The 22,482-nt window shown below is 67.0% G+C and carries 14 protein-coding genes; 4 read left to right on the top strand and 10 right to left on the bottom strand.

Going from position 1 to position 22,482, the window contains the following annotated elements; all coding sequences use genetic code 11:
* Window positions 1–826 precede the first annotated feature (826 nt).
* From NDR87_RS37565 to NDR87_RS35770, 3 genes are all read left to right on the top strand, one after another.
* On the top strand, window positions 827–958 hold the full coding sequence (locus NDR87_RS37565) for a hypothetical protein (RefSeq protein ID WP_286014454.1): 132 nt from the start codon (window positions 827–829) through the stop codon (window positions 956–958).
* A gap of 105 nt (window positions 959–1,063) precedes the next feature.
* On the top strand, window positions 1,064–1,924 hold the full coding sequence (locus tag NDR87_RS35765) for an LLM class F420-dependent oxidoreductase (RefSeq protein ID WP_251918521.1): 861 nt from the start codon (window positions 1,064–1,066) through the stop codon (window positions 1,922–1,924).
* A 419-nt stretch (window positions 1,925–2,343) separates the two neighbouring features.
* Window positions 2,344–3,837 carry an MFS transporter gene (locus tag NDR87_RS35770; RefSeq protein WP_251918523.1) on the top strand — a complete coding sequence of 498 codons (1,494 nt, stop codon included), beginning with the start codon at window positions 2,344–2,346 and terminating at the stop codon, window positions 3,835–3,837.
* A gap of 405 nt (window positions 3,838–4,242) precedes the next feature.
* On the opposite strand, the gene NDR87_RS35775 is transcribed toward NDR87_RS35770, so the two are convergent.
* The 7 genes from NDR87_RS35775 to NDR87_RS35805 form a co-directional block, all read right to left on the bottom strand.
* Window positions 4,243–4,674 carry an SRPBCC family protein gene (locus NDR87_RS35775; protein ID WP_251918525.1) on the bottom strand — a complete coding sequence of 144 codons (432 nt, stop codon included), beginning with the start codon at window positions 4,672–4,674 and terminating at the stop codon, window positions 4,243–4,245.
* Between the two features lie 386 nt (window positions 4,675–5,060).
* Entirely contained in the window at window positions 5,061–5,546 is a 486-nt protein-coding gene (locus NDR87_RS35780) for a hypothetical protein (protein ID WP_251918527.1), read from the bottom strand.
* 353 nt (window positions 5,547–5,899) lie between these two features.
* Window positions 5,900–7,492, bottom strand: a complete 1,593-nt coding sequence (locus tag NDR87_RS35785; protein WP_251918529.1) for an ABC transporter substrate-binding protein — start codon at window positions 7,490–7,492, stop codon at window positions 5,900–5,902.
* A 200-nt stretch (window positions 7,493–7,692) separates the two neighbouring features.
* Window positions 7,693–8,067 carry a DUF4186 domain-containing protein gene (locus NDR87_RS35790; protein ID WP_251918531.1) on the bottom strand — a complete coding sequence of 125 codons (375 nt, stop codon included), beginning with the start codon at window positions 8,065–8,067 and terminating at the stop codon, window positions 7,693–7,695.
* Window positions 8,068–8,388: 321 nt separating this feature from the next.
* Complete coding sequence (locus tag NDR87_RS35795; protein ID WP_251918533.1) at window positions 8,389–8,940, bottom strand: dihydrofolate reductase family protein; 552 nt, start codon at window positions 8,938–8,940, stop codon at window positions 8,389–8,391.
* A gap of 207 nt (window positions 8,941–9,147) precedes the next feature.
* On the bottom strand, window positions 9,148–11,193 hold the full coding sequence (locus NDR87_RS35800; RefSeq protein WP_251918535.1) for a M13 family metallopeptidase: 2,046 nt from the start codon (window positions 11,191–11,193) through the stop codon (window positions 9,148–9,150).
* A gap of 19 nt (window positions 11,194–11,212) precedes the next feature.
* The gene (locus tag NDR87_RS35805; protein ID WP_251918537.1) at window positions 11,213–12,061 is read right to left on the bottom strand and encodes a hypothetical protein; all 849 of its coding nucleotides are present in this window, start codon (window positions 12,059–12,061) and stop codon (window positions 11,213–11,215) included.
* Here NDR87_RS35805 and NDR87_RS35810 point away from each other — a divergent pair.
* Window positions 12,048–13,088 carry a phosphotransferase family protein gene (locus NDR87_RS35810; RefSeq protein WP_251918538.1) on the top strand — a complete coding sequence of 347 codons (1,041 nt, stop codon included), beginning with the start codon at window positions 12,048–12,050 and terminating at the stop codon, window positions 13,086–13,088. The two genes, NDR87_RS35805 and NDR87_RS35810, sit on opposite strands and share 14 nt — an antisense overlap.
* 18 nt (window positions 13,089–13,106) lie before the next feature.
* Here NDR87_RS35810 and NDR87_RS35815 read toward each other — a convergent pair whose 3' ends face one another.
* The 3 genes from NDR87_RS35815 to NDR87_RS35825 form a co-directional block, all read right to left on the bottom strand.
* On the bottom strand, window positions 13,107–14,498 hold the full coding sequence (locus tag NDR87_RS35815; protein ID WP_251918540.1) for an aminotransferase class I/II-fold pyridoxal phosphate-dependent enzyme: 1,392 nt from the start codon (window positions 14,496–14,498) through the stop codon (window positions 13,107–13,109).
* Window positions 14,495–20,860: a type I polyketide synthase gene (locus NDR87_RS35820; RefSeq protein WP_251918542.1), complete on the bottom strand. Its 6,366-nt coding sequence runs from the start codon at window positions 20,858–20,860 to the stop codon at window positions 14,495–14,497. The genes NDR87_RS35815 and NDR87_RS35820 overlap by 4 nt, the downstream gene beginning before the upstream one ends.
* Window positions 20,861–20,931: 71 nt before the next feature.
* The gene (locus NDR87_RS35825) at window positions 20,932–21,537 is read right to left on the bottom strand and encodes a GNAT family N-acetyltransferase (RefSeq protein ID WP_251918543.1); all 606 of its coding nucleotides are present in this window, start codon (window positions 21,535–21,537) and stop codon (window positions 20,932–20,934) included.
* Window positions 21,538–22,482: the final 945 nt, after the last annotated feature.

Genomic DNA, 22,482 nt, shown 5'->3' on the forward strand with positions numbered 1-22,482 from the left:
TCAGCATCAACGCGGTGGTCGGCTCGATCTGCCCCGGCGCATACCCGTGCAGCCGGTACACCTCCGGTGACCACTCCCACCGCCGGGTCGCGAACCAGAACCGGAACCCGCCCACCGCAGGCCCACCGAGCCCCGGTACGTCGGAGCTCGATGGATTCGGTGTCACGGGTGCTCGCACCGAACCAGTATCCCCTTCATCGGCGGGCCTCGTGCTCTTGGTGGGGTCGATCACCGCGGGCGAACCGGCCACGTGCGTGCACCAGCGCGCGGGGACGCCGGGCGCCTGTCACCATGCGTAATTTTCTCGGGCGTGGGTGCATAACAACCGGTGGCACCGGATAAGCCGGAAATGCCGGAGATGGCTGTACGCAGCCTCCCCTGGCGGGCCGGGAGTGGTTGAGCAAGCAGCCTCACCCGGCATCCGGCAATTCTCAGGGTAGTCGCCCCGATGAAACTGAGCCGCAGAAACCGTCGACGGTGCGGCCGTCGGTGGCGGCGGCCCAGCTGAGGCCCGCGCCGCCTTCACTTCGGCATCACCCCGTGGAAGCCGTTGCCCGCCAACCAATCCGAGGGCTGACCAACACGCGCCCAAGGCCTCGACACAAGACGAACCCGTCTTGTGTCGTTCGCGACGGGCCCGCAGGAGCGCGGCGAATTCGCGAGGCGCGCCCATCGTGCCGCTCGCCCTCTTCTGACCCTCGGGCGCGGGTGGGATTGGCGTTACCAGGAAAAACTCTCCCTTCCCCCGGTCCGCGCATGGCAACATCCTGGTTATTGATATGTGGAGTACGGATCGGGCGGACACTGGAAAAGGAGTTTCGTACTGGTGTTCGTCAGGTCCGTCGTTCGCTTGGACGAGGTCAGCGCCATCGCCCTCGGCTACCCCCACGACACTCTGGCCCGCGACCGCGGCCGCGCCCTCGGCGGCATGAAGTCGAACCGCACCTCTGAGAAATGAAGGGAGCAGGGAGATGAGCGGCACCATCACCAGCGGCCCCGCGACAGGTGGATCGGTGACGGTTGGCAAGCTTGCCGTTCCACCTCGCGAGAGGAATGGGGAGCTATGGATCTGAGTCTGCATTACTGGAGCTTTTCGATTCCGGCGGATCCAGCACGGATGGCCGGCACGCTCGGCGACAGTGCGCGCCTCGCCGAGCAAGCCGGGTTTGCCGAATTCACCGTGATGGACCACTTCTTCCAGCTGGAGAACGAAGCGCCTGCCGACGATCCGATGCTGGAGGCGTACACCACCCTCGGGTATGTGGCGGCGCTGACCGAGCGCATGCGGCTGTCGGTGCTGGTGACCGGTGTCATGTACCGGTATCCGGGTCTGCTCGCCAAGATCGTCACCACGCTGGACGTGCTGTCCGGTGGTCGGGCCCAGCTGGGGATCGGCGCCTCCTGGTACGAGCGCGAGCAGCTCGGGCTCGGCGTGCCGGTGGTGCCGGTGAAAGAGCGGTTCGAACGGCTGGAGGAGACGCTGCAGATCTGTCTGCGGATGTGGAGCGACAACAACGGCCCCTACCAGGGCGCCCACTATCAGTTGGCCGAAACCCTGTGCGTGCCAGCGCCATTGACCCGGCCGCGGCCGCCGATTCTCGTGGGAGGAAGCGGTGAGCGCAAGACGCTGCGACTGGTGGCCCGGTACGCCGATGCCTGCAACCTGGTCGAATCCAACCCCGAGGATGTCGCGCACAAGCTGGACGTGCTGCGCGGCCACTGCGAGACCGAAGGACGCGATTACGACGCGATCCGCAAGACCATGTTCTACACGGCGCCCCTCGGCGATCCGGACACGGTACTGGCCGATGCGCAACGCTATGCGGCCATGGGTATTTCGCAGTTCAACATGATGCCCGACCGACACCCCATCGAATATGTGGAGCGGGTCGCCGACCTGATTCCGAAACTGGCGCACGTATGACCGTTCCGCGCAACGGACGTAGTCGCTCGCCGTTGGCGTGCATCCTGTTCACCGGCAAAGCGTCCGCTGCGGAGGGCATCGCATATTTGGCGTGCGCGGCCTGTCGAGGATGTCGTATCGTGGTCGAGTCCTGTACCGAGGATTCCTTCGGCGGCAGGCGCGGACTTCCTGATGCTTCTGTAGTGGATTCGAGGTGGTGACCTATATCCCAGGCCATGTAGCCGTCCGTGTTCCCCCCACGTCCTGATTTCTGAACGTGTCCGGGGGCGGACGTCGCGCTGGCCTGAGTTGCGTCACCCACCCCCTTGTTTTCTGTCATTTCCCGGGTGCAGCTCTGCCGACTGCCCCGGGTTTCGTGTTGTCCGGCCCCTGGTGTGGTTGACGGCGAGCTCCCCGATTCCTGAACCAGGAGTCCTACCGTGAATTCCTCCGCGCTCGACAACGAGCCCGAGCACACCCCCGAGCCCTCGACTCATACCCCGTCCGGCAGGTCGTCGACGATGACGACGGCCGCCAAGATCGCCCTCGCGGTCGTGCTGACGGGCGAACTGATGAACATCCTCGACGATTCGGTCGTCCTGACGGCCATGCCTACTCTGCAGCAGTCGCTCGGCGCCGGACCAGCCGTGGCGCAGTGGCTGACGGCGGGCTATGCGCTGACCTTCGCGCTCGGGCTGATCACCGGTGGCAGGCTCGGCGACCTCTACGGCCGACGCCGGATCTTCCTGCTCGGCACCGCCGGGTTCACCCTGGCCTCGCTGCTGTGTGGCCTCGCGGCCGACCCCGGCATGCTGATCGCCGCGCGCGTGCTGCAAGGCGGTGCCGCCGCGGTGATGATCCCGCAGGTCCTGGCCACCCTCCACGTCGCCTTCGACGGCGAAAACCGCAGCCGCGCGTTCGGCCTCTACGGCGCCGTCCTGGCGACGGCCAACGTCGCGGGTCCGGTGCTGGGTGGCCTGCTTACCGAGGCCGACCTGTTCGGACTGTCGTGGCGGCCGATCTTTTTGATCAACGTGCCCGTCGGGCTCGCGGTGCTCGTCCTCGGACGCAAGTTCATCCCCGAGTCGACGGCGGCGAAGGCCGACCGTCTCGACGTCGCGGGCATGCTGCTGTCGGCGATCGCGGTGGTATTGATCGTCTTCCCACTCACCGAGGGCGACACCCACGGCTGGCCGCTGTGGTGTGTGGCCATGCTCGCCGCTGGTCCGCTCGTGCTGGGCGTCTTCGTTGCTCACCAGCAGCGCCGCAAGAACGATTCGCCACTGGTGGCGCTGTCGCTGTTCAAGGCCGGTCAGTTCCGCGGCGGTCTGGCCGTGCAGTTGACGATGGCGTTGCTGTGCGGGCTGTTTTTCATGACCTGGAGCCTGTACCTGCAGCACGGGCTGGGCATGAGCCCGGTGATGGCAGCACTGGCCTTCGTGCTGCTGGCCCTCGGCGAGGTGGCCGGTGCGATGACCGCGACGAAGACTGCTGGGCGCTTCGCACGTCGCCTGCCCCAGGTCGGCGCTCTTATCGCTCTCGCCGCGGTGATGGCCTACGGGATCCAGATCAGCGGGCAGGCCGAGTTGACCCTGCTCGCGATGACGGTGCCCGTTGTGCTGCTCGGGTTCGGCTTCGGCATGATCGGCGGACCGATCGCGGACCTGACTTTGGCGAAGGTTCCGCACGAGAGCGCCGGTTCGGCCTCGGGCCTGTTCAACACCGCGCTGCAACTGGGCTACGGCCTCGGTGTCGCGCTGACCGGTCCGCTGTTCTTCGCCGCCACCGGCGGCGCACCCACCAGCACGCTCAACCGCGACGCGTTCACCGGCGTGTTGTGGTGGGTCGGCGGCGCATTGGTCGTGATGTGGGCCTTGATGTTCTGCCTGCCCCCACGCACGAAGGGCCAAGCCGAGGAGGCCGTCGGGCAGTGACACTCCCGGTCGTGCTGGATCCCATTTCCGGAGGTTGGAGCGCGCAGTCGATCTCGTGGTGTCGACCGCGCCACCAGCGGCATTTCCCTGCGTCCAGTGGCTCGACGGGAGGCCAAGGCCGGGCGAGCCTGTGCGCGAATCTCAGCTTGGTCGGTTCGAAGACCCGACCGCCAGCGAGCTGGATGCACCCGCCGAGCAGGACGACTTCAGGCGAGGCGAGCCCGAGATGCAGGCATCGAGGGCGGACAAGTTCGACCCGTACACCCAAGGCGCATAGCCCGACAACACTCCCGAACGCAGGTAGCCGACACGTCAAGCGGCAGGCTGCTCGGCCCGGTCCGCAACTTCGTCCCGGGCTCCACGATCCGCCGGCAGGTCACCTACCGAAGGTTGCCTGACAAGCCATTAGCGCTTGGTGGCGAGATCCTTGGCGCAGGCGTCGAGGATTCGCCCGAATACATGGCCGACCACGGTTCTGGCGATCCTGCCGACGATTGGGCCGACATCGACGGTGCTGGCCCAGACCACCCGTGTGCCGCCCGGCGTTGGCGTGAACGTCATCGTCGCGCCTGTGTGCGGTATCGAAGGAAAGCTACGGTCGACGATGTAGTCGAACGAATGCGGCGGATCGTAGCGGGTGATGCGCTCATGGAAGCGGCCGATCAGCCAGGTGTGCAGCCGGATTGCGCCGACCCCGTACGCCGCGCCCTCGCCGGGACGGGTGAGCTTGTCGCGCAACACCCAGACGGTGCGCTCGTAATTCGTTGTGATGGCACACCAGTCGAAGACTTCCTCCGGCGGGGCGGCGATGGTGCGCTCGACGACGATGGTTTCCATGTCGGTCCTCTCCCTCGGCATTGATCCGAACATCACCTTGGACACCACTCGATCCCCAACCGTGACACCCAGCGTTGTGGTCTCCATCACGGAAGCGCCGCCGACTCACTGGAATCGGCATGTGCGGATGTTCTGGGCGGCAACACATCTCACCCGTCCACCGCGCGAACATGACAGGACGTCGTGAGGCGCCGAGCTTCTGTTCACCAAACGGGACAGCACTCAGCTGCCGACAGCTCCTGTCGTTCGTCATGGTGTGCGCTGCCGCGAGCCAACTTCAGTGACCAGGTGTGATCGGGTTGCGGCGGCTGACGCTGTTGCCGCTGAGCCGGTCGCCGGCTCCGAGGTCGGCATGGGTGGTCTCCCGTGTGGAAGATATGACACCGCTAGCTTGTCGCGGGCTCACTCGTCTCGGGCCGGTGCTGCCGTTCACTCAGCACGAGCGCGCCCGCCGCCAGCAGGTAGAACGGCGACAGGAACAGCAAACTCGATCCCGCCGTGTCGTTGTGCTCGAGCGCCGACATCCCCAGATATCCGTCTACCGCGCCGAGAACGGCCAGAATACCTGCGGCCCAGCGCGTTCCGGGCCGGGCATACCTGCGCGGCAGCACGAAGACGACTGCGGGCAGCAGCACCACGAGGCCGGACTCTGCGACATATTCGAGCCATTGCTCGAGCAGCGGCGGCGGCGTGTAGGTCACTTCGTAGAGCTTTTCGACGGCCACCACGGCCTCGTCGTGGATCGCCCCGGCGTCGCTGTCCGGCAGCTCCGGGAAGTGCGCAGTGAGCACCTGTGGTAATGCGACCAGGACCAGGGTCAACACGCGCCAGCAGGTGACGGAGCGCCACCACCGCCCCAGCGACACCATCATGCCTCCGTCCAATCCGACCGACCTCTGCGCGGGCGACGCTACCCGCGCAGCCCATCCGCAGCGAATCCTGTCCGGGCCCGCCGAGGACCTGAACAACCCTACTGTCATTCCGGCGTGCCTTCGACCGAAACCACAGGCCGACAACGGATCCCGTCAGAAGGCATGCCGGGATGACGAAGATGGGTGCTGGAGACTGCGAACGCCCGGGACACCAGAGCTACGGCACCCGGAGATGACAACGAGGTGCGCGCGTGACAATCGCCTGGACCTATCCGTTTCCCACCGAACAGGTTTTCGACAGAATCAAGTGCTGCTGCCATGCCAGCGGCGTATCACCGGATCGGATTCCCGCGCTATTTCTCGATGTTCTCGTAATCGAATTGGCCGTTCCAGGTGAGGGCGACGTTGCGGACCTTGTCTGAATGGCCCGCCTGGGCTACGTAGTCGAACAGCGGAATGCTCGGCATGTCCCGCAGCAGCAGGGCCTGGGCCTGACCCACCAGCTTGTAGGAATCGGCGTCGGTGGGCGCCGCCAGCGCGGCATCGATCAGGCGATCGAACTCCGGGTTGGCGTAATTCGTGTTGTTGTAACCAGCGGTGCTGTAGAAGTTCGCGGTGAGGAATTGCAGCATGGTGGGGTAATCGCCCTGCCAGCCGTAACGAAATCCCTTGCCGATCGTCTTGGCCGTGATCGCCGACCGAATGTCCTTGAACGTCGGATATGGTGCGCCGACGACATTGATGCCGAGAGTGTTCTTGATGCTGTTGGCCACCGCGTCGACCCACGCCTGGTGATCGCCGTCGGAGTTGTAGGCGATCTCGAAGGTCCCCGACCACGGCGACATCGCGTCGGCCTGGGCCCACAGCTTCTTGGCCTCGTCCGGGTTGAACTTCAGATCGTTCACCCCGGGCAGGTTCGGGTCGAATCCGGGCAGCGTGCTCGCGGTGAAATCACGCGACGGGATGCGGGCGCCATGGAAGATGTTGTCGCAGATCTGTTCTCGGTTGACCGCCATCGACATCGCCTTGCGGCGCAACACACCCTCCTGGCCGCCGAAGTGCGCCAGGGTCGGTTGCAGGCCGAGTTGCTGGTTCTGTGCGGTCGATTTCGTGATGGCGCGGTCGCCGAGATCGGAGCGGAAGCTCGACAGCGCGCTGTTGGGAATGGTGTCCAGGGCGTCCAGGTTGCCCGCCTGGAGATCCGCGTACGCGGTGTCGATGGATTGGTACATCACCAGCCGCAGCCCCTTGTTCTTGGCCGGGCGGGGACCCCGATATTCCGGATTGGGCACCAGGTCGATCTTGACGTTGTGCTCCCAGGCTCCCGTGCGCGCGAATTTGTAGGGGCCGTTGCCGATCGGATTCTCGCCGAACGCCTTGGGATCGGCGAATGCCACCGCGGGCAGCGGATAGAACGGCGACCAGCCGAGCGCGTTCTCGAAGTCGATCGACGGGCTGGTCAGCTCGACGGTGAAGGTGTGGTCGTCGACCACCTTCAGCCCCGACATCGTCTGCGCCGTCGGCGTTTTCCCGGCCACGGCGTCATAGCCGACTATCGGGCTGAACACGTAGCCCTGGATCTGGGCATTGGTGCCCAGGGCCGCGAAGTTCCACGCATCGACGAACGATCTCGCCGTGACCTCGGTGCCGTCGGTGAACTTCCGATTCGGCTCGAGGATGATCCGGTAATTCTTGCGATCGGAGGTCTCGATCGACTTCGCCATGTCGTTGTGTGCCACCCCATCGGCGTCGTAGTACTTCAGGCCGGCGAAGATCCGATCGAGGACGCGACTGCCGTTGTTGTCGTTGGGATTCGCGGGCAGCAGCGGGTTCTGTGGCTCGCCGAGATTGGCGGTGACGACGCCCGCATCGCCACCGCCGTCCGATGAACACGCCGTCAGCGCGAGTCCGGCGGCCAGCAGCACCGCGGCGGCAAGGGGGGTCACTCTGTGGAGTCTCACCGGGTTCTCCGATCGAGAGGCAGGTCCGAACCGATGAGGGCGCACAACGGTGGGCGCGCCCACGGCGATCCGCGTAGGTTCCTCGGACAGTAGTCAATTCGGATATTCCGCAGCGGTGAAACGACCGATCGAGTTCGTCACGGGCGCAACAGATTGGATTCGCCGCGTCATCGTCTCGGCGCCCTTCACGGAGGCGGTTGGCCAGGGGCGTACTGCTTCACGATCCACCGGCAGATCGCTTCCACCACATAGGCTCGCTCGGCGGCGTCGAGTGCGTGCCCGGCGGGAATGCCGTGCCAGCGCGCGAGGCAGGTGCGGCAGCACGTCGCGGTGGCGTGCTGGGCGACGAAAACGGGATGTCCGCGGTAGGGCGTCTGTCGGCCGTCGTTGAGCGGTTCGGCCGGGGCCAGCCTGCGGGCGATCAGGTCCTCGGCGTGCTTGCGGACGGTCGCGATCCCGCGCAGGTCGACCACCGCACGGTCGCGTCCGCGCAGCCGGAACTTCGCACGGAAATGGTGCTGGCCGATCCGGTTCAGCCTGTCGTCGAGTTCGTCGGTCATCGGTGCGGGATCGCTTCGAGTGCCGCGGCCATGCGATGCCCCGGTAACTGTTCGAGCCCTGACGACGAGGGCCGCCCCGCACGAGCGGCACCACTCGAGCACCCTCCGGAACCGACCGGCGTCGCTCTGATCGTCACGAAACGGACGCTACCAGCACAGACCGTCACCAACCTGAGAAGCACCCACCGGCGACCATACGCAGCAACATGTAATCGGCATGTGCGTGCGTTGGAAAGCCACGCCGGCCAACCGATCCGGACGGCTTACCCAACGCCCGCCCAGCGGCGTTACAGCTCATTCGGCGATCCGCTGTGCAGCACCTCAGTCGGCGAGGTAGCGCATCATCACCGCCGTGTTGAAGTGCCTCGTCTCGATCAAGCGGAGCTGGATGCGCTTGGCCAGGGGTGGGAAGAGCGGTGTGCCGCCGCCGAGCACCACGGGTGCGAGGAACAGCTGGTACTCGTCGATGAGCCCGTGGGGCATCAGCGCGGACGCGAGGCTCGCGCCACCGACCTCCATGACGCCATCGCCTCCGGCCTTGAGCCTGCGAACCTCCTCGACCGCGTTCTCGCTGACCAGGGTGCTGTTCCAGTGGACCTCGGTGAGCGTCCGAGAGAAGACGACCTTGGGTTTCTCCGTCCACAGGCCGCCGAACTCGCGCTCGATGCGCGACGCGTCCTCGGGTACGTGCGGCCAGTACTCGGCCATCAGCTCGTACAGGCGGCGGCCGTGCAGTGCGATTTCGATCTCACGGTAGCGGTCGTTGTGGAACTGGTGCAGCTCCTCGTCCGGGTCGGTCCAATCGATGCTGCCGTCGCGGTCGTTGATGTAGCCGTCGAGGGACACGCCGAACGTGTAGATCAGTTTCCTCATGACCAGATAGACCTCCTCCGCGCTCGAAACTCATCGGACGGTCTCGAGGTGAAATCAGCCCGTTCCGCTTATCGAGCAGGGCACGTCCCACACCGTTGCCCCACACACCGGGGTGCACACCGCGATAGCGGATCTCGGTGACCGCGGGCTCGTCCGCTATGCCCGCAAAGGCAACGAAGCGATCGCCCGGATCCGGGGGATCCGCGTTCAGAGCACCACGCGCTGCTCCTCGGGAAGGAACAGTTTGTCGGTGGGTCGCACGCCGAAAGCGGTATAGAACTCGGGGATATTGCGGATCACCTGATTGCAACGAAATTCGCTCGGCGCATCCTGGTAGGTGGCCAGCCGAGCTGCCAACGCCTCGGGGCGGATCTTCTCGCGGCGGATGCGCGCGTACGACTGGAATACCGCCGCGTAGTCGGGGTTCACCACACCCCGCGCCCGCTCGGTGATTTCGTAGGCGGTCACGGCGAGCAACAGGCCGTGCAGATCCGCCAAGTTTTGCCCGACAGTGAGCGCACCGTCCACATGGTGCTCCGGCAGCAGGTCGGGCACCAAAACGTTGTACTGTTCGATCAGGGCCTTGATCTTCTTCTCGAAAGCGGCCCGGTCCTGCGGAGCCCACCAGTCGCGCTGCTTGCCGTCACCGTCGTACTTGGATCCCAGATCATCGAAAGCGTGCCCGATCTCGTGGCCGATGACCGCGCCGATCCCGCCGTAGTTGACAGCGCGCGCCGCGTCCTTGTCGAAGTACGGCCTTTGGAGAATCCCAGCGGGAAAAACGATCTGGTTCAGCGACAGGTCGTATCCGGCGTTGACCGATTGCGGGGTGAGATACCAATCGCCTCGGTCGACGGGTCTGCCGAGCTGGCCGACCTGGCGTCTGGTCTCGGCGATGTTGATCGACAACAGCGACGTGATCAACTCTCCTGGAATCACGGTCACCCCCGAGTAATCCCGCCACCGTTCGGGATAGCCGATCAATGTCTCCATCTTCTCGAGCTTCGCGATGGCGGCCGCACGAGTGGGCGGCGACATCCAGTCGCTGCGCTCGAAACGAGCGCGGCAGGCCGCCTTCAGATCGGACACCAACTCGAGCACCCCCGACTTCGCCTCGGGCGGGAAATACTTTGCTAACCAATGTTTTCCGAGTAGTTCACCAAGAGTGTGGCCGAGCACCTCGATCGCCCACTTCCACCGTGGCGGTCGCTGCTGCTGCCCCTCGATAGTCGTGCCGAAGAAGTCGAAGTGCCGGTCGGCGATGTCGGTCGGCAAGTAGGGAGCGAATGTGCGCACGACGGCGAGTCGGAGATACTCACACCAGACGCCGGGGGGCACCTCCTCCCATAGTCGGCCGACCGCGGTGACGAACGACGGCTGCCTGACAATGACGGTGTCGAACGAATCGGACCGATCCGAGATCGCGGCCAGCCAACCGTCCCAGTCGAATCCCGGTGCGAGGCTGCGCAATTGATCCCAACTATGTGGATTGTAGGTTGCTATGGGGTCCCCGGCCCGCGCGTTGTCCCAGTGCTGGGCCGCGATTCGCTGCTCCAGATCCGCAACGCGCGCGGCGCTGCCGACCGGATCACCGAGACCCGCGCCGCGGGCGATCGACTCCAGATAGGCCCGGTATCGGGCACGGATATCGGCATGCTGCGGCTCCCGATAATACGACTCGTTCGGCAGACCGAGACCCGACTGGGCGATGAACGGTCGATAGCGGGTGGCATCCGTATTGTCCGTCCCCACCGTCAGTTCCATCGGGCCGACCGAGGCAACCGCATGCATCAGTCCACGCGAGGCGATCGCATGCAGCCGCCCCATCACCCGCGCCAAATCCGCTTTCGTTGCCGCGCCATCGATGTCGGCGAGTAATCCCGCGATCGGGGAGAGGCCCAACTTCTCGATCGCTTCGCGGTCGAGAAGATTACGGTACATATCACGGAGTTTCTGTTCCTCCGCGCCGGACGCACCGGCGCCGATCGACTCCAGGATCTCCCTCAGCTGCGGCTCGATCCGCTCACTCGGCTCATCCCAGGCCCCGAACGACGCCCGGTCGGGAGGCAGCTGATATTCACGCAACCAGCGACCGTTCACGTGGCGATACAGATCGTCCTGTGGCCGGACCGCCGGGTCCGCGCCCGACATATCCGGTCCCGTCGGCGCGGAATGTTGCGTCGAACAGGCGAACAACGCAGCCGGAATCGCACCGAGAGCCAGCAGGAACGGTCGCCGACCGAAGCCGTCCATGATTGCCGCGCGCGCACCGTCAGCTCGGGGAGCCGAGCAGCGGGATCTTGGCCCGCATATTCGGCAGCGCGACCCAGTCCCACACCACCCGGCCGTCGACGTCGACGACGCGGGCGAGCACCCGGTTGTCGCGGCGCACCACGACGGTGACCTCGAGGTTCTTACCATCGGCGTCCCAGGTCGCGCTGAGCGAGCCCGCCACCGGATCCTCGCCGCCCGGTTCGCCCCAGTTCACCGAGGGGGCTCCCGACACCAGGCCTTGAAAACCGTTTCTGCTGATGAACTGGACCACGGTGTTGTCGGGGGTGATCACCAGCGCGTCGAGCCGGTTCTTGTCCGAGGGATGCTGTACGAGTGCCACGTGATTGTCTCCTGTCGCTGCGAAGTGCGCTTTCGCTGGCGGTACGCCCGGCCCGGGCCAGTTGTCGTCGGTGACCAGCGAGATGTCGTAGTGGCCCGGCGATCCGTGCCCCGGCTGGGCCCACTGGCAGGCCACCGCGCCCTCGAATCCGTGCTCGACGCCGGTCGGATCGGCGACCCACAACGCGTAGGTGAGTCCCTCGCAGGCGGTTCGCACCGCCGGTATGGACGATTTGCTGCAGTAGATCGTCGGCCGCTGCAGGCCCGCCGCCTGACGCATCCTGATCCAGCCCGGCGCCTGTTCCGGCTCGGCAGCGCCCGGTTCGACGTCGAGTACCTCACCGTTGTCGGTTCGCGGATCCACGGCAATGCCCACCTTGGTGGCGTTGGGAAACAGGTCCCAATCCGCCTGGGACCATTTCGGTCTCCCGTCGACATACCCGGCCACCATCGTGGCATCGGCGGGGATGGCCTTCGCCGTATCGGAGTCGTACATGGTGCGAGCCATCACGTTCCCCATCCGTGTTGTAGGTGATCTGCTCGGCACAACGGCCAAGGCCCCCGTCGCCCGCCCCCGGCCGCGTGATGTCGCGTTCCTCTCAACTGTGCGCCGGGTGCGAAAAATTCGCATGCCCCCATTTCCTCCGACACTCGAAAGTGCCATTACCGTAAAGACCAACCGTATCGATTCTTGCTTCCGGATCGAACTAGTTTGTTTTCAATCAAAACGATATGCACGGAATCCGAGCGACAGGACGCCGGTGATCATCACCGCGATAATGGCCGACATGGAGGAAGTCGAGGTCGTCGTCGCCCACCGCGAGCGCGCGACACTGCGCGTCGGCGACATGTTCCTGAAGGTGGACGCCGAGCGGACCCGCACCGACCGCGAGGTCGCGGCGATGGCCTTGGCGCCCATCCCGACTCCGGAAATCCTGTGGCGCAAGCCGCCCGTGCTCGCGCTCGCCGCCCTCCCCGGGACGGCGCTCGGCCGCCTCGGCGAGCCGTCGCCCGCCTCGGCGGCGGCGTGGGCCGCCGCGGGCGCCGCCGCACGGATGCTGCACGACGCGCCGCTGCCGCCATGGCCCGGGCGCGGCCTCGACGAGATCGCCTCGCACCTCGACAGCGAATGCGCGTGGCTCGTCACCACCGGCGTCCTTCCCGCCGAGGTGGTCACGCGCAACCGCGAAGTCGCCGAGGCCGCCCTCCGGCCGTGGACACCGGTGTTCACCCATGGCGACCTACAACTCGCCCACGTGTTCGCCGACGGCGACGAGATCACCGGCGTGATCGACTGGTCCGAGGCAGCCCCGGGCGACGCCCTGTACGACCTCGCCACCTTGACCCTCGGCCACGAGGAGCACCTCGGCGACGTCATCGCCGGCTACGGCACCGATGTCGACCTCGACGTGATCCACGCCTGGTGGTCGTTGCGAAGCCTGCGGGGAGTCCGCTGGCTGGTCGAGCACGGCTTCGACCCGACCGCGCCGGGCTGCGAGGTCGACGTGCTGAGAACTCGGGCAATGCGGGATTGACGAGCACGGGCCATCCCCTCAAACCCCGGTCGTCGCCGTCACATCCGAAATCCGCTCCGCCTTCGCGATGGTTTCCGCGAGAAGATCCGCTGTCGACTCCAGTTGCGCTGCGGTGTGTTCGGAGGTCAGGAAGAAACGAAGTCGTTCCTGGCCCGCCGGGACCGCGGGGGCCGAGATGTTGCCGACATAGACGCCGTGTTCGAGCAGGGTGGAGGCGACGAAACCGCAGCGGATCTCGCCAGGAACGATGACCGGACAGATCGGGGTACCTTGGGAGACACCGAGATTCAGGCCGCGCTCGGTCAGGAGCGCGTGGAAGTGCTCGGCGTTGGACCACAGGCGGCGCAGTCGGACGGGTTCGGCCTCGAGGACGTCCAGCGCGGCCTGCGCGGCGCCGATCGTGGACGGGGCCGGGCCGCCGGTGAGCATGGCGACCCCGGGGGCGCTGGATTTCATCGCGCCGATGAGGTCGGCATCGGCGGCGACGAAGCCACCGGCGCTGCCCAGCGCCTTGGACAGGGTGCCCATCCAGATGTCGACCGCCTCCCCGGCCAGCCCGTAGTGCTCGCGGATGCCGTGGCCGCGCTCGCCGAAGACGCCGAAGGAGTGCGCCTCGTCGACCATGACCGCACAGTCGTATTCCCTTGCGATAGCGGCCAATTCGTCCACGCGACCGATGGTGCCGTCCATGCTGTAGTGGCCCTCGATCACCACCAACGCCCGGTCGAAACCGGCCCGCGACATCTTCAGCACCGATCGCAGCGACTCCGGGTCGTTGTGCCGGAAACTCAACCGCCGCGCGGCCGACCACTGCACGCCGGAGATGACGCTGCCGTGCACCAGCGCGTCACACACCGCGACGTCGCCGGGACCGAGCAGATATCCGATGACACCGGCGTTGGTGAGGTAGCCGCTGGTCGTCAGCATGGCGTCGCCGACGCCGTAGATATCGGCCAGCCGCCGCTCCAGCTCCTGATAGAGCGGGATCTCCCCGGCCACGATGCGGCTGGCCGATGCCGAGGCGCCGTAGCGATCCAGCGCCCGCTTCGCACCCTCGATCACCCGGGGGTGGTTGCCCAGCCCCACATAGTTGTAGGCGCTGAAATTCACCAGCTCGGCGTCGGCCAAGCGCGGCTCGGCGACCCGGATCACGGTGTCGTTCGGGCCGGTTCGGGGCAGGAACAGCGGGTTCACCAGCGGGTTCTGCTCGTACAGGGCCGCGATCATGGCCCGCCGCCGCACGGCCGCGGCCACGCCGGGATGATCGGCGAACTGCCTGCCCGGACCGCGGCGCGAGCGGGTGGGCTGCTGCCGGATGGGCGGCGGCGTCGGGACAGCCGTGGCCGTGCCGGCCCCGGAGCTGGTGCCCGCCAACAGCTTTCGTGCCAGCTCACGTGCCGATTCGCTCATGCCGCCACCTCCTCGGCCGATGACAGGCCGAGCGATCCGGAGCCCTCGACGATCGCCTCGGCCGCGATGGCCCCGGCCTGCTCCAGGCTGAACGAGCGGCCCAGCTTCAGCGAGATCAGGTCGACGCCGAGGGTCTGGGTGACCAGCGAGCCGAATTCGACGGCCATGAGCGAATCCAGCCCCAGCTCCGGCAGCGGCACCGTCAGGTCGATCGACTCCGCGGCCACGCCCATCACCGCGGCCAGCTGTTCGGCAAGCATGTGGGCGACGACCTCCCTGCGCTTGGTCTCGTCGAGCGCGGCCAGCTCGGCCCGCAATCGACTTGCCGCCGAGTCGTTCTGAGCCGCCGCGGCGATCATGGCCTCGATGCGACCGGTCAGCGCGAGCTGCGGGCCGGTGGCCGCCACCCGAGCCCAGCTGATCGGGAAGATGTCGACGCGGGTCACCCCCAGCCGCAGGGCTTGTTCCAGATACAGCGGGCCGTCGTCCATTTCGATCGTGTCGAAACCGGTATTGACCAGGTAGCGTGCCAGGTTCTCGTCCGCCGCGGCCATACCGGCTCCAGCCATGTGGCCCCAGCCGACCGCCAGCGCGTTGACGCCCTGGCGGGCCAGCGCCTCGGCATAGGCGTTCACCGCGATATTGGCGGCGGTGTAGGAGTAGTGGCCGATGCCGCCGAAAATCGCGCTACCAGAGGAGAACAGCACGAACTGGTCCAGCCGCGCCCCGGCGGCCACGACACCCTCCCATAGCGCGCGGGCACCGATCAGCTTGGGCCGGAACACCTTTGCCAGACTCCCGCGGTCCATCGCGCCGATCCGCTTGTCGTCCACCGCACCCGCGGTGTGGAAAATGCCCCGGAGCGGATGTTCGCGAGTGTGCGCCCGCGCCACGACCGCGGCGACCGCCTCGGCGTCGGCCACGTCGACCAGTTCGGTGGTGATCGCCACGCCCTGCTGCTCCCACACCGCCAGCTGGCGACGGGCCTCCTCGGTGGCGGGTCCGCCGCGGCCGAGCAGGGTCAGCCGCCGCGCGCCCTTGTCGACCAGCCAGCGCCCGACGGCTAGGCCGAAACCGCCGAAGCCGCCGGTGATCAGGTACCGCGCGCCGGAGTCGATGACGACGTCGGGGATCCGCGGACGTACCAGTGGCGCATCCTCGTCCAGATCCAGCGCCACACGGCCGATCCGGCTGGAACGGGCCACCTCCTCGAACGCCCGCGCCACCTCGGCGGTGCCGTACATCTCGAACGGCAGCGCCCGGTAGGTGCCGTCGTCGATGCGGCCGTTGACCGCCTTGGTGTATTCGAACACCTCCTGCTGGCGCAGCTTCATCATGCGGTCGAGGTCGAAGGAGAAGTAGGCCACATTCTTGTCGAAGTGCCGCAACTCCAGCACGCCACCGAAGTAGATGTCGGCCTTGCCGACCTCCACGATGCGCCCGAATTCCGCGACCGCGTCGAAATTCTGCACCAGGATCTCCCCGGGCGCCGAGCTGATCACGACGTCCGCGCCGCGTCCGTTGGTGAGCGCGAGCACCTCGTCGACGAAGTTGAGCGATCGCGATCCCAGCGCGTGATCGGCGCCCTGCTCGAGCACGTAGGCGCGGCGCTCGTCGGTGCTGGCGGTACCGATGACCCGGGCGCCGTGCAGTTTTGCGATCTGCACCGCCGCCGAGCCGACGCCACCGGCCGCGCCGTGCACGAGCACGGTCTCACCCGGCCGCACCCGCGCCAGTTCCAGCAGCGCGTATTCGGCGGCCACGAACGAGGTCGAACTACTGCAGCGGCCCGGTTCGAAGCCCTCGCCGACGCGCCAGACCAGATCCTCGGCGAGGGTGTTGAACCGGCCGATCATGCCCCGGCAGGCCAGGCCGACCTCGTCGCCGACGCGGAAGCCGGTGACGCCCTCGCCGAGGCGGACGATCACGCCCGCACCCTCCATGCCCGGTTCGGTGCCGAAGAAGGTGTCGCCCAGTTCGCGGTCGCCGAGCACGCCGATGACCCGCAGCGAATCCTTGTAGTTCAGTCCGATCGCGGTCATCCGCACCTCGACCTCGCCCGGCCCGGGCGCCCGCCGCTCGCCGCGACGCCACCCGAGCTTGGCGAAGGTCTTGTTGCGGGGCAGCTCGAGCCGGAAATCGGCCTCCCGATCGGTCAGCGGCCGCGCCTCGTCCAGCGCGTCGAGACGCTCCTGCAGGGTGCGGCCCACCACGGTGACCCAGCGAATCCCGTTGTGCAGGAATACTTCGTCGGCATGGTCGTGGGTGAATGCGCCCGGAATCGTCAGTTCCGCGGCCAGATCCGCGTCGGCAACCTCGCCGTCGGCGTCGATGAGCCGCCAGCGCAGCCGGGTCTGCTCGTTGAGCAGCGCGCGGCGTGCGCCCGCGAGCGCGGCGTGGCTCGGATTCGGCGCGGCCTCGCCGTCGGGGTGGGTTCGAGCGTGCTCGGTGATGAGCGAGGCGTAGTAGGTGCCGTCGCCGAGCAGTTCCATCTCGGCGCCGTGCTCGGCGAGCCAGGCGTCCAGGACGTGCTCGGCGGTCAGGGCGATTCGGCGCAGCGTCCAGAGGCTGTCCATCTCGTCGTAGTCGTCCCCGGCCACCACCACCAGGTGCAGGCGCTCGACACCCGCGCGGCCGCGTGCCCGGCGAATCCGCTGGGTCAGTTCGTCCTCCAGGTCCGCGCGGTCGGGATCGCCGATGACGAACAACTCCGAGGAGGCGCGACCGGTGGCGGTGACGGCCGCGATCCGCTCGGCGATCACGGTGGACGCGGGGGCCATGACGGCGACCACGGTGTGCAGGCCGTCGGTCGCGGGCAGGGCGGCGGATTCGACGGGATCGCGCATCTCCCAGCGGTCCTCGTAGAAGAAGTCGACCATGCGCTGCATCGGGCCCGGCCGCGGCGCGATCGAACCGAACCGCAGGCCCCGGATCTGCACGCACACATGGTGATCCGCGTCGAGCAGATCGATATCGGCGGTCGGCTCGCCGGTGGTGTCGACGCGGGCCACCACGGTGACCTCCTCCGGCAGCGGGGCCAGCAGCCGCATTGCGCGCACGGCCACCGGCACCATGGCGCCGTCTCCGGTGCTGCCCGCCCCCGCCAGCAGCGCGGCCACGCTCTGCAGCGAGGCGTCGACGACGGCCGGATGCGCGGGGTGCCGGGTCTGCCGGGCAATGGTGCCGTCCAGCCTCGCCACCACCGTGCCGCCGGAGACGCGGATCGAGATGGCGCGGCGGAAGGCGGGGCCGTAGTCGAGTCCGTGCGTAGCCAACTGGGCGTAAAATTCGGCCGGGTCGATCTCGACCATCGAATCATCATCGGGCACATCGACCTTGGCGCGTTCGTAGACTCCCTCCACCAACCGGCCCATGGCGTTGATCGTCCAGACCGAACCGGCCAAGCCGCGGGAACGGATGGTGAAACGCCGGGTCGATTCCTCGAGGTCGAACCGCATGATCGGCGTCTCGCCGTCGTCGATGACCAGCGGAGCGACGAAGCGCACCTGTTCCACGGCCACCCGCGTGGATTCGGTACGCAGTGCGGCGACACTGAGCGCGGCATCCAAATACGCTGCGCCGGGCAGGATCCTGGATCCACCGACCACGTGATCGGCCAGCCACGGCAGGGTCTCGTTGCTCAGCTCCAGCTGCCAGCTCGCGGTCTCGTCGGGTTGCTGATCGCCCAGCATCGGGAGGGTGTCGGGGGCGCCGTGGCGGCGCAGCCGATGGATCGGCAGATCGTTGCGCAGGTGCGTGCGCTGCCACGGGTAGCGTGGCAGATCCAGATGCGGGGTAGGAGTGGGCAGCTCGGCGAACAGCGCGTCGATATCGAGCACCCCGGCCGCGTACAGCCCGGCGACGCTCTGCCGGACGCTCTCGGCGTCGGACTGCTTGCGATTGAGGGTGGCGACGGTTGTCCCGGATTCGCCTGCCGCAATCAGGATTTCGCGGATGTTCGCGCCCAGCACCGGATGCGGGCCGACCTCCAGGAAGACCCGGTGACCCGCGCGCACCAGTTCGGTCACCGCGTCGGCGAAACGCACCGATTGCCGGACGTTGGCGCACCAGTATTCGGCATCCCAGTCGCCGGTGGTGACCGGTGCCCCGGTCACGGTGGAGTACAGCGGAATCCGCGGCGCAGACAGGCGCAGATCCGCGAGGACCGTGCGCAGCTCGTCGAGAATCGGATCCATCAGATGGCTGTGATAGGGCACCTCGACCTGGAGTCGCCGCGCGAAAATGCCTCGAGCGGTGAGGGTTTCGGCTATCTCGTCCAACCGCCCCACATCGCCGGCGAGGGTGACCGCCGACGGGCTGTTGACGGCCGCGACGTCGACGCGGTTGTCGCCCTCGATCAGGGCCTGCGCCGCGGCCAGGCCGATACCGACGGCGAGCATGCCGCCCGAGCCCGCGGTGGTGGCCTGCAACCGGGCGCGGTGGTAGCCGACCAGCAGGGCGTCGTGCAGCGACAACATGCCGGTGACGTAGGCGGCCGAGACCTCGCCGACGCTGTGGCCGACGATCGCGGCCGGGTGGACGCCCAGCTCGGCCAGCAGGGCGACCAGCGACACCTGCACCAGGAAGTTGGCGGGCTGTGCGACCGCGGTCGTGGTCACCCGCGACTCCTCCTCGGGCCGCAGCAGTTCTTCCACGATCGACCAGCCCGCGATGGCGCGGAATTCCGTGTCGATGCGCTCTGCCTCGGCCGCGAATGCGCCACCTGCGGTGAGCAATTCGCGGGCCATGGCCCACCACTGCGGACCCATTCCGGTGAACACGAACACCGGCTCGGGGGCCTTGCGCGCGATCACGCGGCTCACTCGGCCCGCACCACCGGCGAAGTCGACCAGATTCCGGACCAGTTCGGTGTCGTCGCCGAAGGTGATCCCGGCGCGGAACGGGTGATGGGCCCGCCGGGTCCACGCGGCCTCGGTCAGGCGGCCCGGATCGGCGCCGTCGGCGATACGTTCGGCGAAGCCTCGGGCCAGATCGCGCACGGCCTGTTCGCTGCGTGCCGAAATCGGCAGGACGCCAGGATGTTCGGGTTTCCGGGGAGCGGGCCGCGGTCCGGTGTATTCCTGCAGGATGGCGTGGGCGTTGGTACCGCCGTAGCCGAATCCGTTGACCGCGATGGTGACCCGGTCGACCTCCGGGCCGACCTGTTCGACCTCGAGCTGCAGCCGAATGCCCAGCTCTTCGAACGGGATGTCCGGATTCGGCGTGTCGATCCAGCCCTGCGGGGCAATCGTCCGCTTCGACACCGCCAGTGCGGATTTGATGACGCTCGCGATGCCGGAGGCGGCCTCGGTGTGGCCCAGCTGGGCCTTCACCGAGCCGACGCCCACCGGCGTGGTGCGACCGGGCACGGCGCCGTAGGCATGGCCGATGGCCCTTAGTTCCAACGGATCTCCGACCGGGGTGCCGGTGCCGTGCGCCTCGATGTAGGTCACCTCGTGCGGCTCGATCCCCGCGCGTCGGATGACGGCCTTGGCGAGGGCCTCCTGCGCATCGGCGTTGGGAACGGTGATGGCCGTGGTGCGGCCGTCCTGATTGGAGTTGGTCGCCTTGATCACCGCGTAGACGCGGTCGCCGTCACGTTCGGCGTCGGCGAGTTTCTTCAGCACCACCATGCCCACGCCCTCGCCGCGGCCGTAACCGTCGGCGGACGCGTCGAAGGGCTTGCTGCGGCCGTCCGCGGCCAGGAAGCCGCCCTTGCACATCGAGACGAAGGGTTCCGGCTCGGCCAGCACGGTCACCCCGCCCGCGACGGCGATCTCACAGTCCCCGTTATCGATGGCCTGACACGCCAGATGCAGCGCGACCAGGGAGGATGAACAGGCGGTGTCGACGGTGATCGCGGGCCCGACGAGGTTGAGCGCGTAGGCGATCCGGTTCGAAATCATCGTGTAGGAGGCGCCGGCCGCTGTGTGCATGTCGACATGCGGCAGCGCGGGACCGCCCACCGAGACGCCCAGCTGATCGAGGGTGAACGCGCCGACGTAGACACCCAGCGGCGCGCCCGCGGTACGTCCGGCGATGCCCGCGTCGTCGAATGCCTCCCAGGTCACCTCGAGCACCAGCCGCTGCTGCGGGTCCATGGCCGCGGCCTCGCGCGGGGAGATGCCGAAGAAGTCCGGGTCGAAGGCCCAGGGGTCGCCGGTCATGAACGCCGCCCGCTTGGTGTACATCCGGCCCGGGGCGCGCCGGTCCGGGTCGTAGTAGCGGCGCCAGTTCCAGCGCTCGGGCGGTATCTCGCGCACCCCGTCCCGCTTGTTCACCACGAAATCCCAGAAGGATTCCGGTGAATCGATACCACCGGCATAGCGGCAACCGATTCCGACGATGGCAATATCCGACACTACGACTCCTCGGCCGACTCGAAACTCTGGCGATTACCCCCCGGAAAAGAACGACAGCCGCCGACGCGGAATCAGACGGTTTCCGCGCGGACCGGCTGCCGGAGCATCACATTCATCGAAGGCCCGTGGGCGCCTATTCCGGCGCGGTCCACTGCCTCGAATCCGAACCTTCGGTAGAAGGCGACGTTGCCGTCCTTACAAAGACCATGGATCGCGACGTTCTCGGCATCGGCCCGCTCCACAAGCGACCCGAACAGCGCGCTGCCCACACCTCGGCCCTGCACCTCGGGGTCACAGCCCAGGTGGACGCACCACAGATGCGGCTCGTCGGGAGCGAGGCGCGCGATGGTCGCGTCGACATCCATCCCGCGCCGGGTCGCCGAGCCCATGGCCGCAAGCAGCTTCGGCCCGGAAACAACCTCGTGCCACAGGGATTTTCGGTAATCGGCCGGATACCACAGCAGCACCCCCACGATCCGCTCGCCCAGGGTCGCCACCGCCGCCCCACCGGAAGGCAAGAAGCGATGCCGAATCATGATGCTGGTCATTCGTTGCGCGCGCCGATGGCGGACGCGCTCGTCGGGGAATATGTACTCGTCGATCGGATCGTCGTGGTCGAATGCCTTTCCCAGCACCCGCGCCATTCCGGCGATGTCGTCATGCGCGGCTTTCCGCACGACTGAGATCTCCGGTTGCACCAAAGCTCTTGTCCCTCACATATTTCTGCTCTTGTCCGCCCGTCGTTGTGCAGTCTCACAAGCCGGACTTCCGTCAGACTACCGCAGAACGAAAGCTTCTCTACCGGCCAGTAATGTGCGGTAGGACACAGATTTTATACATTGCACAATCACTTCGACTTCCCGTACAGTACGCACCCATTCCGTCCCGCTCGAACCAAAAGGACTGCCACTCGGATACTTTCGAGGACCGTGCTCGAATTCATTCCGCGCACCACTCCCTGGCCGTCATGCCGAGAGGACAGGCACCGAGTCATATTCGCCAGTGTGGGGCTCCCCTCCGCTCGGCAGACTGCCGGGAACAGAGCGAACCGGAGCGACGAGCTATCGCGAGATACCCAGGCCTCAGGAATGAGCCGACGAACGGATGAACTACGGGCAGAATGGTTCTCGAAGCGGTCGGACCGCCGCTGAGAACGCGCGCCCGAATCAATGGTATTGCCAAGGCAATCCGGCGCGCGATCGATACCGTCGAACACGCCCATCCGTTCTACTGACCTTCCGTTCGAAAAGAACTTCGGCCGACGCCGATACCGAAGGCGCGCAGGGGTAGATCGCCAGTGGTGGTTCTCCGCCCATCTCGCCCGCAGAAACGTGCCGCGCCTGGTCGTCCCGACCCGCGGCATACCCATCGAGACCCCCTCGACCCTCAACGCGGCCCTGCGCCACACCGTCAATAGATCCGGGCGAAACGAACGCACGGCGATGGATCTGTTCCAGAGCTGGTGGTGAGCCCGCTACGGCTGGTGCGCGCCACCAGTCATCGGGTCTACCTCGCCATGCCCGCGCCGCCGGACAATGGACGTGGATGTCCCAATTGTCCAATACGAGTGCCACCGTGGTCGCCTAGCGTCCGGCACAGCAGATCAGCGCGACCGACGAGGA

The sequence above is a fragment of the Nocardia sp. CDC159 genome (assembly GCF_023740735.1).
Lineage (GTDB): Bacteria > Actinomycetota > Actinomycetes > Mycobacteriales > Mycobacteriaceae > Nocardia > Nocardia pulmonis.

Excerpts from the sequence above, each read along its gene's own strand:
- NDR87_RS35765 (WP_251918521.1), top strand. The coding sequence starts at position 1,064 with ATGGATCTGAGTCTGCATTACTGGAGCTTTTCGATTCCGGCGGATCCA.
- NDR87_RS35775 (WP_251918525.1), bottom strand. The coding sequence starts at position 4,674 with ATGGAAACCATCGTCGTCGAGCGCACCATCGCCGCCCCGCCGGAGGAA.
- NDR87_RS35780 (WP_251918527.1), bottom strand. The coding sequence starts at position 5,546 with ATGATGGTGTCGCTGGGGCGGTGGTGGCGCTCCGTCACCTGCTGGCGC.
- NDR87_RS35790 (WP_251918531.1), bottom strand. The coding sequence starts at position 8,067 with ATGACCGACGAACTCGACGACAGGCTGAACCGGATCGGCCAGCACCAT.
- NDR87_RS35795 (WP_251918533.1), bottom strand. The coding sequence starts at position 8,940 with ATGAGGAAACTGATCTACACGTTCGGCGTGTCCCTCGACGGCTACATC.
- NDR87_RS35800 (WP_251918535.1), bottom strand. The coding sequence starts at position 11,193 with ATGGACGGCTTCGGTCGGCGACCGTTCCTGCTGGCTCTCGGTGCGATT.
- NDR87_RS35810 (WP_251918538.1), top strand. The coding sequence starts at position 12,048 with ATGGTGCGAGCCATCACGTTCCCCATCCGTGTTGTAGGTGATCTGCTC.
- NDR87_RS35805 (WP_251918537.1), bottom strand. The coding sequence starts at position 12,061 with ATGGCTCGCACCATGTACGACTCCGATACGGCGAAGGCCATCCCCGCC.
- NDR87_RS35815 (WP_251918540.1), bottom strand. The coding sequence starts at position 14,498 with ATGAGCGAATCGGCACGTGAGCTGGCACGAAAGCTGTTGGCGGGCACC.